The 12,640-nt window shown below is 66.3% G+C and carries 15 protein-coding genes; 9 read left to right on the plus strand and 6 right to left on the minus strand.

From position 1 onward, the window contains the following. Positions 1-15: 15 nt before the first annotated feature. Positions 16-1,032: a sulfate ABC transporter substrate-binding protein gene (locus tag BPET_RS19705; protein WP_012250774.1), complete on the minus strand. Its 1,017-nt coding sequence runs from the start codon at positions 1,030-1,032 to the stop codon at positions 16-18. A 225-nt stretch (positions 1,033-1,257) separates the two neighbouring features. On the opposite strand from BPET_RS19705, the gene BPET_RS19710 reads away from it, so the two are divergent. Continuing rightward, positions 1,258-2,241, plus strand: coding sequence for an aliphatic sulfonate ABC transporter substrate-binding protein (locus BPET_RS19710; RefSeq protein ID WP_012250775.1), 984 nt, complete (start codon positions 1,258-1,260; stop codon positions 2,239-2,241). A gap of 55 nt (positions 2,242-2,296) precedes the next feature. Here BPET_RS19710 and BPET_RS19715 read toward each other — a convergent pair whose 3' ends face one another. Together BPET_RS19715 and BPET_RS19720 are read right to left on the minus strand one after the other, a co-directional pair. Next, the gene (locus BPET_RS19715) at positions 2,297-2,749 is read right to left on the minus strand and encodes a YaiI/YqxD family protein (RefSeq protein ID WP_012250776.1); all 453 of its coding nucleotides are present in this window, start codon (positions 2,747-2,749) and stop codon (positions 2,297-2,299) included. Between the two features lie 5 nt (positions 2,750-2,754). After that, on the minus strand, positions 2,755-3,030 hold the full coding sequence (locus BPET_RS19720; RefSeq protein ID WP_012250777.1) for a hypothetical protein: 276 nt from the start codon (positions 3,028-3,030) through the stop codon (positions 2,755-2,757). A gap of 100 nt (positions 3,031-3,130) precedes the next feature. Here BPET_RS19720 and selD point away from each other — a divergent pair, with 100 nt between their 5' ends. From selD to BPET_RS19735, 3 genes are all read left to right on the plus strand, one after another. Next, complete coding sequence (gene selD / locus BPET_RS19725) at positions 3,131-4,165, plus strand: selenide, water dikinase SelD (protein ID WP_012250778.1); 1,035 nt, start codon at positions 3,131-3,133, stop codon at positions 4,163-4,165. Continuing rightward, entirely contained in the window at positions 4,165-5,289 is a 1,125-nt protein-coding gene (gene mnmH, locus BPET_RS19730; protein WP_012250779.1) for a tRNA 2-selenouridine(34) synthase MnmH, read from the plus strand. The genes selD and mnmH overlap by 1 nt, the downstream gene beginning before the upstream one ends. 74 nt (positions 5,290-5,363) lie before the next feature. Continuing rightward, entirely contained in the window at positions 5,364-5,810 is a 447-nt protein-coding gene (locus BPET_RS19735; protein WP_012250780.1) for an SRPBCC family protein, read from the plus strand. A 19-nt stretch (positions 5,811-5,829) separates the two neighbouring features. On the opposite strand, the gene BPET_RS19740 is transcribed toward BPET_RS19735, so the two are convergent. Further along, positions 5,830-6,705 carry an alpha/beta fold hydrolase gene (locus BPET_RS19740; RefSeq protein WP_012250781.1) on the minus strand — a complete coding sequence of 292 codons (876 nt, stop codon included), beginning with the start codon at positions 6,703-6,705 and terminating at the stop codon, positions 5,830-5,832. Positions 6,706-6,884: 179 nt separating this feature from the next. Further along, the gene (locus BPET_RS19745) at positions 6,885-7,667 is read right to left on the minus strand and encodes an RNA polymerase sigma factor (RefSeq protein ID WP_050978268.1); all 783 of its coding nucleotides are present in this window, start codon (positions 7,665-7,667) and stop codon (positions 6,885-6,887) included. 58 nt (positions 7,668-7,725) lie between these two features. Here BPET_RS19745 and BPET_RS19750 point away from each other — a divergent pair, with 58 nt between their 5' ends. Both BPET_RS19750 and BPET_RS19755 read left to right on the plus strand, forming a co-directional pair. Next, complete coding sequence (locus BPET_RS19750; RefSeq protein WP_041863088.1) at positions 7,726-8,325, plus strand: ATP-dependent Clp protease proteolytic subunit; 600 nt, start codon at positions 7,726-7,728, stop codon at positions 8,323-8,325. A gap of 18 nt (positions 8,326-8,343) precedes the next feature. Further along, on the plus strand, positions 8,344-8,967 hold the full coding sequence (locus tag BPET_RS19755; RefSeq protein ID WP_012250784.1) for a glutathione S-transferase family protein: 624 nt from the start codon (positions 8,344-8,346) through the stop codon (positions 8,965-8,967). A gap of 6 nt (positions 8,968-8,973) precedes the next feature. Here BPET_RS19755 and BPET_RS19760 read toward each other — a convergent pair whose 3' ends face one another. Beyond that, positions 8,974-9,555, minus strand: coding sequence for a CGNR zinc finger domain-containing protein (locus tag BPET_RS19760; protein WP_012250785.1), 582 nt, complete (start codon positions 9,553-9,555; stop codon positions 8,974-8,976). A 127-nt stretch (positions 9,556-9,682) separates the two neighbouring features. Between BPET_RS19760 and BPET_RS19765 the strand changes: the two genes are divergently transcribed. The 3 genes from BPET_RS19765 to BPET_RS19775 all read left to right on the plus strand — a co-directional run bounded on the left by BPET_RS19765 (position 9,683) and on the right by BPET_RS19775 (position 12,635). Continuing rightward, on the plus strand, positions 9,683-10,477 hold the full coding sequence (locus BPET_RS19765) for an alpha/beta fold hydrolase (protein ID WP_012250786.1): 795 nt from the start codon (positions 9,683-9,685) through the stop codon (positions 10,475-10,477). Between the two features lie 120 nt (positions 10,478-10,597). Continuing rightward, positions 10,598-11,818, plus strand: coding sequence for a CaiB/BaiF CoA transferase family protein (locus tag BPET_RS19770; protein ID WP_012250787.1), 1,221 nt, complete (start codon positions 10,598-10,600; stop codon positions 11,816-11,818). A gap of 25 nt (positions 11,819-11,843) precedes the next feature. Beyond that, on the plus strand, positions 11,844-12,635 hold the full coding sequence (locus BPET_RS19775; RefSeq protein ID WP_012250788.1) for an enoyl-CoA hydratase/isomerase family protein: 792 nt from the start codon (positions 11,844-11,846) through the stop codon (positions 12,633-12,635). Positions 12,636-12,640: the final 5 nt, after the last annotated feature.

The raw sequence follows: 12,640 nt of genomic DNA on the forward strand, positions 1-12,640 counted from the left end.
GGGTGCTGAATAAACCTATTTGGCCTGGAAGATCTGGTCGAAGGTGCCGCCATCGCTGAAGTGCGTCTTCTGGGCCTCGCGCCAGGTGCCGAACACCTCGCCCAGCTTGACCAGCTTCAGGTCCGGAAATTTGTCGCGGTACTTGGCCGCCACGTCCCGGTTGATGGGGCGATAGTAGTTCTGCGCAATGATGTCCTGCGCCTCGGGCGTGTACAGGAACTTCAAGTAAGCCTCGGCGAGCTCACGAGTGCCTTTCTTGTCGACATTGCGATCCACGATGGTGACCGGCGGCTCGGCCAGGATGGACAGCGACGGCACGACAATGTCGAACTTGTCGGGCCCCAGCTCATTCAGCGCCAGGAAGGCCTCGTTTTCCCACGCCAGCAGCACATCGCCCTGCCCGCGCTCGACAAAGGTCGTGGTCGAACCGCGCGCGCCGGTATCCAGCACCGGCACGTGCTGGTACAGCTGGCGCACGAACTCTTTCGCCCGCGCGGCATCGCCGCCGCTGCGATCAAGTTCGTAGGCCCAGGCAGCCAGGTAGTTCCAGCGCGCGCCGCCCGAAGTCTTGGGATTCGGCGTAATGACTTCGACCCCGTCTTTCACCAGGTCGTCCCAGTCTTTGATCTGCTTGGGGTTGCCCTTGCGCACCAGGAACACGATGGTCGACGTATAGGGCGAGCTGTTGTCCGGCAGGCGGGCCTGCCAATCCTGGGCGAGCAGGCCGCGGTCGGCGATAGCATCGATGTCATAGGCCAGGGCCAGGGTCACCACGTCGGCGTCCAGCCCGTCGATCACCGAGCGGGCCTGTTTTCCCGAGCCGCCATGCGACTGGCGGACTGTCAGGGCCGCGCCCTTCTCCTTCTTGTAAGCCGCCACGAACTTTTCGTTCACGGCGCGATAAAGCTCGCGCGTCGGGTCATAAGACACATTCAGCAATTCCCGGCCCGATTGCGCCTGCGCGCCGGAAATCGGCAAGGCAGCAGCCACCGTGGCCGCCAGCAAGGCAGCCAGCCAGCTTCTTTTGTTCATCTTTATTTCTCCTGTTTCGGCATCAGCCTGTGTGTATGGCCTTGATTCATGGTGCCGCAGGCGCGGCCAGAAACGGAAGGAATTGTTTTCTTGTTGCTTATGCGGACAACGCATAAACAACGCGCCGCGCAGCTTCTTAATTAATTTTTTATTTGTCTTTTGCGGCGGAGAACAAAGGTCTGAGAATGATTCGCCTGACACGACACGCAGCCATTACCCCACACCATGACCCGCTCATTCCTGTTGAACCCCGCGCGCCGCGCGGCACTGAGCGCGCTGGCCGGCGCCGCGCTGGCCACCTGCCTGCCATTGCCCTCGCCGGCCCGCGCGGCCAAGACCTTACGCATCGGCTACCAGAAATCATCCACCCTGATCACCGTGCTCAAGGTGCAGGGCACACTGGAAAAGCGCCTGGCCGAACAGGGCGTCGCGGTCTCGTGGCACGAGTTCACCAACGGGCAGCCATTGCTGGAAGCCCTGAACGTGGGCGCCATCGATCTCAGCGCAGACGTGGCCGACACCGTGCCGCTGTTCGCCCAGGCGGCCGGCGCGGCATTGACCTACTACGCCCGTGAAACCCCCGCCCCATCGGCGCAAGCCATCATCGTGCGCGCCGACTCCCCCATCCGCTCCATCGCCGACCTGAAGGGCAGGAAGGTCGGCTTCGCCCGCGCCGCGGGCGCGCATTATCTGGTGATCGCGGCGCTCGAACGGCACGGCCTGAACGTGCAGGACATCCAGCAGGCCTACCTGAGCCCGGCCGACGGCAGGGCCGCCTTCGACAACGGTTCGATCGATGCATGGGCCATCTGGGACCCCTTCTATGCCGCAGTGGAACAGCACGAGCGCGTGCGGCTGCTAGCAGACGGGCGCGAGGGGCTGGCGGACTACGCGCGCTACTACCTGGCGTCCACGCCCTATGTAGACGCCCATGCCCATATCGTGGCCCAGGTGTTCGATGCGCTGCGCGAGGCCGGCGCCTGGGTCAAGCAGCAGCCCGGCGAAGCGGCAGCCCTGCTGGCGCCGGCCTGGGGATTGGATCCGGCAATCGTCGCGGCCGCCAACCAGCGGCGCACCTACGATGTGCGCCCGGTTTCGGCGGCCAATCTCGACCGCCAGCAGCAGATCGGCGACGTTTTCCTGGCCAACAAATTACTGCCCCGGCGCATCGACCTGCGCGAAGCGCGGGTATGGGCGCCCGCGGGTTGAAGCGGCGCGGCGCGCGACAGGCGCGCCCGATGCACGTCCCGCGAAGCGCAACCCGTCATGCCCGCGCGCTGGCCAGCATCAGGCGGTCGAGCGCGTTGGCAAAGGCGCGCCGGTCGGCCTGGCTGAAGGCGGCCGGGCCGCCGGTATCGATGCCGGCGCTGCGCAGCTCTTCCATCATGTCGCGCATCGACAGGCGTTCGCGGATGGTGTCGGCGGTATAGCGTTCGCCGCGCGGGCTCAGCACCAGGGCCTGCTTTTCCAGCACCTGGGCCGCCAGGGGAATGTCGCCCGTGATGACCAGGTCGCCGGAGCCGGCGTGTTCAACGATATAGCCGTCGGCCACGTCGAACCCGCGCGGCACCTGAATGGCGCGGATCAGGGGCGATGGCGGTGTGCGCAGCATCTGGTTGGCCACCAGGGTCAGCGGCCGCTGCCAGCGCTGCGCCGCACGGAACAGAATGTCCTTGATCACGGCGGGGCAAGCGTCGGCATCCACCCAGATGTGCATGGCTGTCAGTCCCCTTCCCGCAACGCGGCTTCCAGCAGAACATTCACCAGTACGTTGACCGGGACGCCATCGGCGCCGGCCCTGGCGCGTAGCGCATCGATCAGCGGCTGGCGCAGCTTGACCGGGAAAGCCACCAGGCCCGCAGCCTGATCCAGCCGGCGCTGCTCGCGACGATCCGGCACGGCCGCGGCGGCCGCGCCGTAGCGGCTGGGGGCCTGGGCGGCGTTCAGCTTGCCCATCAGTTTCAGGGCCTTGTTTTTCTCAAGATCAGTTTTCTTCATTTTTGCCGCCCTGCAGGGTTTAGAGGATGCGCAAGGTTACTCCACAACGGGCCACTGCTTTAAAATCGTCGCCATTACGTCACATACTACGGAATGCCTCATGGACACCCCGGTCCGCCTTACCCAATACAGCCACGGAGCCGGGTGCGGCTGCAAAATTTCCCCTAAAGTGCTGGATGTCATCCTGGCCGGCAGCGGGGCGCAGAACCTCGACCCCAGGCTCTGGGTAGGCAACGCCTCGCGCGACGACGCCGCCGTCTACGGCCTGGACGACTCGCGCGGCGTGGTTTCCACCACCGATTTCTTCATGCCGATCGTCGACGATCCCTTCGACTTCGGCCGCATCGCCGCCACCAATGCCATCAGCGATATTTACGCCATGGGCGGCGATCCGCTGCTGGCCATCGCCATCCTGGGCTGGCCCGTCAACGTGCTGCCGCCCGAGGTGGCGCGCGAAGTGGTGCGCGGCGGCCGGGCGGCCTGCGACGCCGCCGGCATCGCGCTGGCCGGCGGGCACTCCATCGACGCGCCCGAGCCCATCTTCGGGCTGGCCGTCACCGGCGTGGTGGACAAGGCCCGCCTCAAGCGCAACGACACCGCCACGGCCGGCTGCAAGCTGTACCTGACCAAGCCGCTGGGCATCGGCATCCTGACCACCGCCGAGAAAAAATCCAAGTTGCGCGCCCAAGACGTCCACCTGGCCCGCGACTGGATGTGCACCCTGAACAAACCCGGTAGCCGCTTCGGCAAACTGGAAGGCGTCAAGGCCATGACCGACGTCACCGGCTTCGGCCTGCTGGGCCACCTGGTGGAAATGGCCGACGGCAGCGGCGTCAGCGCCCGCATCGCGTTCGACCAGGTGCCGCGCCTGCCGGGCATCGATCACTACCTGGCCGAAGGCTGCGTGCCGGGCGGCACCGGCCGCAACTTCGATAGCTACGGCGAACGCATCGCGCCGCTGGGCCAGCAGCAGATCAACCTGCTGTGCGATCCGCAAACCAGCGGCGGCCTGCTGGTCGCCGTGGCGCCGGAAGGCGAGGCCGAGTTCCTGGCTGCCGCCGCCGAATCCGGCCTGAAGCTCTCGCCTATCGGCGAACTGATCCAGGCGCGGCGCTACGCCGTCGAAGTCGTCTGATGCGCGCCGACACCAACAATTACCGCGAGCTTTTCCTGCGCGACGTTCCCATGCTGGACACGCGCGCGCCCACCGAGTTCAGCAAAGGGGCCTTCCCCGGCGCGGTCAACCTGCCGCTCATGGACGACGCCGAACGGCAGCAGGTGGGGCTGTGCTACAAGCAGCGCGGCCAGGACGCGGCCATTGCCCTGGGCCACCAGTTGGTCAGCGGGCCGATCAAGGCGCGGCGCGTGGCGGCATGGGCCGACTTCGCGCGCGCTCATCCCGATGGTTACCTGTACTGTTTTCGCGGCGGCCTGCGCTCGCAAATCAGCCAGGCCTGGTTGAAAAACGAGGCTGGCATCGAATACCCGCGCGTCATCGGCGGCTACAAGGCGATGCGCGGCTTTCTGCTGCAAACCATTGACGACGCTGTCGCCCAATGCGGCTTCGTCGTGCTGGGCGGCATGACGGGCACCGGCAAAACCGACCTGCTGCGCCAGCTCGACAACAGCCTCGACCTGGAGCATCACGCCCACCATCGCGGCTCCAGCTTCGGCAAGCACGCGGTTGGCCAGCCGACCCAGATCGACTTCGACAATCGCCTGGCCATCGACATCCTGAAAAAACGCGCGGCCGGCCACGACCGCTTCGTGCTGGAAGACGAAAGCCAGGCCATCGGCGCCTGCAGCCTGCCCTTCGAGCTGTACCGGGGTATGCAAGAGTACCCGGTCGTCTGGCTGGAAGACACCACCGAAAACCGTGTGAATCGCATTCTGCGCGACTACGTCATCGACCTGTGCGCCGAGTTCGTCGACGTCCATGGTCCGGAACAGGGGTTCGACCGGTTCGCCGAACGCCTGCGCCAGAGCCTGGACAACATTTCCAGGCGCCTGGGCGGCGAACGCCACAGGCAGCTGGCGGGCGTCATGGACGCGGCCCTGGCCGAGCAGCAGCGCAGCGGCCGCGTCGATGCCCATCGGGCCTGGATAGCAGCCCTGCTGGCGCAGTATTACGATCCCATGTACGCGTACCAGCGCCAGCGCAAATCACAACGCATCGTGTTCGCCGGCGATCATCAGTCTGTGCTGCAGTATCTGCGCGATCCCCCCGCGGTGGGCCGGGCACTTAAGGGTTTTCCCTAGCGTCCATCCTGTCGATACGGGTGCCCGTGGATCGTCGCGGCCATACATCCACTCTTTTGACAGGCAAACGCACCATGACCACCGGAACCGTCAAGCTTCATCGCGTCCTGCGCGCCGCTCCCGAGCGCATCTACCGCGCCTTCCTAGAACCCGACGCCGTGGCCAAGTGGCTGCCGCCGTACGGCTTCACCTGCCAGGTGCACCACATGGACGTCAAGGTCGGCGGCACCTTCAGGATGTCGTTCCGCAACTTCGGCACCGGCAACGGCCATGCCTTCGGCGGCGAATATCTCGACCTGGTGCCGCACGAGAAAATCCGCTACACAGACGAGTTCGACGACCCCAATCTGCCCGGCCAGATGCAGACCACGGTCTCGCTGCGGCAAGTGGCGTGCGGCACCGAAGTCAGCATCGTGCAAGAAGGCGTGCCGTCGGTCATTCCCGTAGAAATGTGCTACCTGGGCTGGCAGGAATCGCTGATGCAGCTGGCCAGGCTGGTCGAGCCGACCATTCCGGACTGAGCGCGCGACCGAAAGCCCATCAGCCCGCGCCCAGCACGTCGATAATGCGCTGGCCGATGTACTGGCCATGGGTCTCCAGCGCGAAGTGGCCCGTGTCCAGCAATTCGACCACGGCATCGGGATTGTCGCGCTGATAGGCCTGGGCGCCCGGCGGAATGAAAAAGGGATCGTTGCGCCCCCAGATGGCCAACGTGGGCACCCTGGCCTGTCTGAAGAATTCCTGGAAATCCGGGTAGCGCTTCAGGTTGTTGGCGTAGTCCAGGAACAGGTCTAGCTGGATCTCCTTGTTGCCGGGCCGTTCGAGCAGGGCCGCATCCAGCGCATAGCTTTCGGGCGCGATGCTGTCCGGATCGGCCACGCCATGCACGTACTGCCATTTCGTGCCCTCGAAATTCAGGATGGCGTCGTGGATGGCCTGCCGGTTGGCCGCCGACGGGCGGTCCCAATACGCGCGTATCGGCGCCCAGGCGTCGCCCAGACCTTCCAGATAGGCATTGCCGTTCTGCGATACCAGCCCGGTAACCCGCTCAGGATGCGCCACGGCCAGACGCAGGCCGGTGGGCGCCCCATAGTCGAAAAAGTACAGCGCGTAGCGGGCCAGCCCGAACTCATCGACCAGGGCTTCCAACGACTTGGCCAGGTTGTCGAACGTATAGCGGTAGCCGCGTTCGGCGGGCACTTCGGTAAAGCCGAAGCCCGGCAGATCGGGCGCGATCACGCGGAACTTGCGGGCCAGCCGCGGGATCACGTTGCGGAACTGATGCGACGAACTGGGAAAGCCGTGCAGCAGCAACAGCACCGGCGCCTGCGGATCGCCCGCTTCTCGATAAAAGAAGCGCAGCCCGTCGGCATGGACGTGGCGGTAATGGACAACGGTATCGGCGTAAGCGGTCATGGCAGGTTCCGAATGAGTAAATGACGGCGGGGAAATGCCCGAATCAACGAAGCATGGGGCCCAGTCTACGCATTTTTAGTAACCTGTCAACTTAATTTTTACTGGTTACATCGGGTCCGAAAAAAGCCCGGCATTGCCAGGCAGGATCCGAAGGCATGCGCTATGCCGCCGCGACGGCCTCAAGCGGGTTCGGCAAGGGCCTCGCCCAGCGGCAAGCAGGCGACGGATCCATCGTCGGTAACAACCAGCAGCGCAAGCTGATTGCCGGACTGCACCAGTCGCGCGCGCGGCGCCGCGGCGGCGTCTTCGCGGGCCATGCGCGGGGCCGGCGCGCACGCCAGCATCGCCTGGGGCCTGGCGGCGCGCAGCACGGCGACCAGCACCGCGGGGTCCCGCTGCGCCAGCGCCTGCTGGCACAAGGCAAGCAGGCACGCCTGGTCTTCGTCATCGGCCGTCACCGGGCCGGCGCGGCGCAGGCGTTGCAGCGCGCGGCGCAGCACCTGGCGCGACGCCGCCTCGCTGCGTCCGGCCAGCGCGCCAAGTTCTGCATGACTGAACCCGAAGACCTCGTACAACAACAGGACCGCCACATCGCCCGGCGGCAGCGCGCCCACCAGCTGCCGCAGCGCCTGCCCGATCTGTCGGGCCTGCCCGGCCCGCCGCTCGGGTGAATCCTCATCGACGGCGGACGCGCCGTCGTGCGCAACCTGCTGCAGCACGGACTCATAGCGGCCCTGGCGCCGCCAGGCATCGATGCACAGGTGGCGCAGCACCGTGACCAGCCAGGCCTCGCGGCTGGCGGCCCCTGAAGGCGGCATGCCGCCCGCCGTGCGCAGGTAAGCGTCCTGCACGGCGTCTTCGGCCTCGCCTGCATGGGCCAGCCAGTGCCGGGCCAGCGCCACCAGGCGCCTGCGCAGCGCGGCATCGTGGGCCAGGGGATGGAAATCGCGGGAGGCTGTCACGTCAATGGCGGTTCGTTCGTCTATGTGTCGTGAACTTAACACAAGGAGTCTTGCCGATATGCTGGTACGTAACGCCGATACGCCCACCGCGCCCGTTGCGGGGCAAAACAGCGCTTTTCTTGAAGAGAAAACCTTCCGCACCCGCACGGTGCTGGTGTTCGGAACCATTACCGATGCCGTGGCTTCTGAAACGGTGCGCCGCCTGCTGACGCTGGACGCTGAATCCGACGCCCCCATCGACATGATCGTTTCATCTCCGGGCGGCCACCTGGAATCGGGCGACGCCATCCATGACGTGGCGCGCTTCATTTCGGCGCCCGTCAACATGATCGGCACCGGCTGGGTAGGCAGCGCGGCCACCCACCTGTACCTGGGCGCGCCGCGCGAGCGGCGCTTCTGCCTGCCCCAGACGCGCTTTCTGATCCACCAGCCCAGCGGCGGCGCCGGCGGCCCGGCCAGCGACATGGCGATCCATGCAAAAGAGATCATCAGGGCGCGTGAACGCATCGCCCAGGTCATTGCGCGTGAAACCGGCCAACCCATAGAACGGGTGCGCCAGGACATCGAGCGGGACTTGTGGATGTCCGCCGAAGAAGCCATTGCCTACGGCCTGGCCAGCCGCATCATCGAACGGCGCGGGGACCTGGCGGGCCGCTGAACCCGGCAGCACAACGCCATGCTTACCATTCTTGGAAAACGAACCTCTATCAACGTGCGCAAGGTGCTGTGGGCCTGCGCCGAACTCGGGCTGCCCTGCCGCCAGGAAGACTGGGGCAGCGGATTCCGCGACGTGGATACCGACGAATTCCGGGCGCTCAATCCCAATGCCATGGTGCCGGTGTTGCTCGACGGCGATTTCGTGCTCTGGGAATCCAACAGCATCATCCGCTATCTGGCCAACCGCTATGGCGGCGGCGCGCTCTACCCATCCGACGCCATGGCCCGCGCCCATGTCGACCAGTGGCTGGACTGGCAGGCATCCGACCTCAACCCGGCCTGGAGCTACGCCTTCATGGGGCTCGCGCGCCAATCGCCCGAACACGCCGATGCCGCCCGCATACAGGCATCCCTGCAGGCATGGACGCGCTTCATGACGGTGCTGGAGGGCCGACTCGCGCGGACACGAGCCCACGTTGCGGGTACGGCGTTCAGCCTGGCCGACATTGCCATCGGACTATCGGTGAACCGCTGGTTCGAGACCCCGTTCGCGCGCCCCGCCCTGCCCGAAGTCCAAGCCTACTACCAGCGCTTGAGCGAGCGCGCCGGGTTCATGGCGCATGGCCGCAACGGCGTACCTTGACGGCGTTCAGGCCGGTTGGCCGGCGGATCCGCGCTGGCGGAACGCCGCCACCTTGTGCCGGTTGCCGCACAAGGCCATGCTGCACCAGCGCCGCCGGTGGGAACGGGTGCGGTCATAGAACCACAGCGAGCAGCTGTCGCTTTCGCATTTGCGCACCAGGCTGAAATCGCCGTGAGCCAGCAGCTCGGCGGCCGACTCGGCCGCCGGCAACAGCCATTGCGCGGCGGTTGCAGCCGCATAACGGCGCTCTACCGCCACCTGGCCCGCGCCGGTTTCGGCCAGTTCCAGGTGGCTGCCGCCCGCGGCCAGCGCGCGATTCAACGCGGCGAGCTTCAAGGGTTGGCCCGCCTTGCGTTGCGCCACCAGCGCCCGCACGGCTTCGCGCAGCTCTCGCGCGCTGTCCAGCAGCCCTTTGGGCACGCCGCGCCGCGCCGGCGCCAGCCCGGACAGTTCCAGCCAGGCCTGCACATCGGCATCGGTTTGCCAGCGATCCACCGGCCCGGACTCGCTTTGCTCGATGGTATTGATCATGTCCAGCGCGGCATGGTCGCCCACTTGCCGGAACTCGGAAGAATGGTTGGCGTGCATGGATACCCCGTGCGCATTGATATGTAACCTTCAAATATATTATATAAAAGTTACAAAACAGGCACGTACTGGTTATGATCGGCATAGTTTCCGCGATGCCGCGCCACTGCCCTTGCGAGAAGGACGAATGCCAACCGTAACGACTCAGGACACTTTCATCGACGCCGCCGACGGCAGGCTGTACGCCCGGCAATGGATGCCGGACACGCCCGGCAAGCAGGCGCCCGTGGTGCTGTTTCACGACTCGCTGGGCTGCGTCGAGCTGTGGCGCGATTTTCCGCGACAGCTTGCCCTGGCCACCGGCCGCGTCGTCGTTGCCTACGACCGGCTGGGTTTCGGGCGTTCGGACCCGCACCCGGGCACGCTGGGTCCGGATTTTGTCGAACAGGAAGCCCGCCAGGGTTTCCAGCCCGTGCGCGAGGCCCTGGGGCTGGAGCGCTACGTGGCATTCGGCCACAGCGTCGGCGGCGGCATGGCGCTGGTGTGTGCCGCCATCTATGGCGAATCTTGCGATGCGCTGATCACCGAGTCGGCCCAGATGTATGCCGAAGAACATACGCTGGCCGGCATCCGGCAAGCCAGGGAAGATTTCGCGCAGCCGGGCCAGCTCGACCGCCTGAAAAAATACCATGGCGAGAAAGCCGCCTGGGTGCTGAGCGCATGGATCGACACCTGGCTGTCGCCCGACTTTGCCAGCTGGAATCTGGACGACTACCTGCGCCAGGCGCGCTGCCCCATCCTGGCGCTGCACGGCGACCAGGACGAATACGGATCGCTGGACCATCCCCGGCGCATTGCCGAGCTCGCCGGCGGCCGGCCGCTTATTCTGCGGGCCTGCGGCCATGTGCCCCACCGCGAACAACCCGAACAGGTCGTGGGCGAAATCGCCGCCTGGCTGCAGCGGCCCGAAAGCGCGGCCTGACATCCGCGCCGGCTCGCCGCTTGGCACAAACCACATAACAGCTTTGCCGGCGCGGGCGGTGCCTTCCGCGGCCCTGTATTCCTAGACTGGCGACACGTCTAAGGAATCAAGGAGTGGGCCTTGCAGCCGCTGTTATCGAATATCAAGGTGCTCGACCTGAGCCGCGTGCTCGCCGGGCCCTGGGCCAGCCAGATCCTCGCGGACCTAGGCGCCGATGTCATCAAGGTCGAACGCCCCGGACGCGGCGATGACACCCGCTCGTGGGGTCCTCCCTTCCTGAAAGACCAGGCGGGCGCGGATACGGCCGACGGCGCCTATTTCATCGCCACCAATCGCGGCAAGCGCTCCATTACGGTGGATCTCCAGACACCCGAAGGCCAGGATCTGATCAAGACCCTGTGCCGCGACGCCGACGTGGTGCTGGAAAACTACAAGGTGGGCACGCTGGCGCGCCTGGGGCTGGACTACGCGGCGCTGTCCCGCATCAATCCGCGCCTGGTGTATTGCTCGGTAACGGGCTTTGGCCAGACCGGCCCGCGCGCGGCCGAGCCGGCCTACGACTTCCTCATCCAGGCCATGGGCGGCCTGATGAGCGTAACCGGCGAGCGCGACGACAAGCCGGGCGGCGGCCCGCAGAAGGTGGGCATACCCATTGTCGACCTCAGCACTGGCGTCTATGCGGCACTGGGCATTGTGGCGGCGCTCTTGCGCCGCACGCAGACCGGCCAGGGTGAATACGTCGACGTCGCCATGCTGGATGTGCAAGTGGGCCTGCTGGCCAACCAGGCCATGAATTTCCTGCTGGGCAACCGCGTGCCGCGCCGCACCGGCACCGCGCACCCCAACATCCAGCCGCAGCGCACTTTCGGCTGCGCCGACGGCGACATCGTGATCGTAGTAGGCAATGACGCACAGTTCGTCACGCTGTGCGAGGTGATCGGCCAGCCGGCGCTGGCCCGCGACGCGCGCTACGCCACCAACGGCAAGCGCGTGCAGAACCAGGCCAGCCTGGACCCGGTGCTGGATGCGGCCTTCGCCAGCCAGCCGCGCGCGCACTGGCTCGGCAAACTCAAGGAGGCGGGCGTGCCCGCCGGCCCCATCAACACCGTGCCCGAAGTATTCGACGACCCGCAGGTCGTGCATCGCGGCATGTTGCGCCGGCTGCCGCATCCGGCGGCAGGTTCGGTGCCCCAGGTCATGAACCCCTTGCGTTTCGGCGGCGCCAGCCTGCGCGTGGATCGCGCCCCGCCGCTGCTGGGCGAGCACACGCTCGAAGTGCTGGGCGAACTGGGCCTGAGCGACGAACAGATCCAGGGCCTGCGCGACCGCAACATTATCTGACACCCGACCGGAGACAACCTTGAACATGCCCGAAGCCCTGACCGGCCCCTACACCGCGCTGGACGTCACCCTGGATGGCGGCGTGGCCGTCATCCTGCTGGCCAATCCGCCGGTGAATGCGCTTTCCACCGAGATGATGAACGAGCTGTCGTGGGTGCTGGACCGCATTTCCGAAACCCCCGAGGTGCGCGCGGTGGTGCTGTCCGGCCAGGGCAAGACCTTTTGCGCCGGCGCCGACCTGAAGAATCGCGCCACCACGATCAAGGGGCCGGGCGACCTGCCGCAGCATTCGCGCCGCACCCGCGAGTGCTTTCACGCCATCCGCGAATGCGCCAAGCCGGTGGTGGGCGCCATCAACGGCGCGGCGCTGGGCGCCGGCCTGGCGATAGTGGCGTCGTGCGACATTCTGCTGGCGGCGTCGACCGCCACGGTGGGCCTGCCCGAGATCAACGTCGGCCTGTTGGGCGGCGGGCGGCACGGCATGCGGCTGTTCAGCCATTCGCGCCTGCGGCGCATGATGCTGACCGGCCTGCGCATCGACGGCGACGAGCTCTACCGGCTGGGCGTGGTCGAGGCCTCGGTGCCGTCCGAGGCGCTCATGGATGAAGCGATGGCTCTGGCGCGGGAACTGGCATCCAAGAGCCCGCTGGCCACGGTGCTGGCCAAGCAGACGCTCAATGCCATCGAGGACATGAGCCTGCGCGACGGCTATCGCTACGAACAGGACATGACCGCCGCCATCGCCAAGACTGAAGACGCGCAGGAAGCGCGGCGCGCCTTCCTCGAAAAGCGCGCCCCCGTCTTCCAGGGCCGCTAGCCGGC

Origin of the sequence: Bordetella petrii (genome assembly GCF_000067205.1) — a bacterium.
Lineage (GTDB): Bacteria > Pseudomonadota > Gammaproteobacteria > Burkholderiales > Burkholderiaceae_B > Bordetella_A > Bordetella_A petrii.

Coding starts and splice junctions, on each gene's coding strand:
- selD (WP_012250778.1), top strand. CDS start 3,131: ATGGACACCCCGGTCCGCCTTACCCAATACAGCCACGGAGCCGGGTGC.
- mnmH (WP_012250779.1), top strand. CDS start 4,165: ATGCGCGCCGACACCAACAATTACCGCGAGCTTTTCCTGCGCGACGTT.
- BPET_RS19705 (WP_012250774.1), bottom strand. CDS start 1,032: ATGAACAAAAGAAGCTGGCTGGCTGCCTTGCTGGCGGCCACGGTGGCT.
- BPET_RS19750 (WP_041863088.1), top strand. CDS start 7,726: ATGCTGGTACGTAACGCCGATACGCCCACCGCGCCCGTTGCGGGGCAA.
- BPET_RS19760 (WP_012250785.1), bottom strand. CDS start 9,555: ATGCACGCCAACCATTCTTCCGAGTTCCGGCAAGTGGGCGACCATGCC.
- BPET_RS19710 (WP_012250775.1), top strand. CDS start 1,258: ATGACCCGCTCATTCCTGTTGAACCCCGCGCGCCGCGCGGCACTGAGC.
- BPET_RS19735 (WP_012250780.1), top strand. CDS start 5,364: ATGACCACCGGAACCGTCAAGCTTCATCGCGTCCTGCGCGCCGCTCCC.
- BPET_RS19755 (WP_012250784.1), top strand. CDS start 8,344: ATGCTTACCATTCTTGGAAAACGAACCTCTATCAACGTGCGCAAGGTG.
- BPET_RS19720 (WP_012250777.1), bottom strand. CDS start 3,030: ATGAAGAAAACTGATCTTGAGAAAAACAAGGCCCTGAAACTGATGGGC.
- BPET_RS19765 (WP_012250786.1), top strand. CDS start 9,683: ATGCCAACCGTAACGACTCAGGACACTTTCATCGACGCCGCCGACGGC.
- BPET_RS19715 (WP_012250776.1), bottom strand. CDS start 2,749: ATGCACATCTGGGTGGATGCCGACGCTTGCCCCGCCGTGATCAAGGAC.
- BPET_RS19775 (WP_012250788.1), top strand. CDS start 11,844: ATGCCCGAAGCCCTGACCGGCCCCTACACCGCGCTGGACGTCACCCTG.
- BPET_RS19740 (WP_012250781.1), bottom strand. CDS start 6,705: ATGACCGCTTACGCCGATACCGTTGTCCATTACCGCCACGTCCATGCC.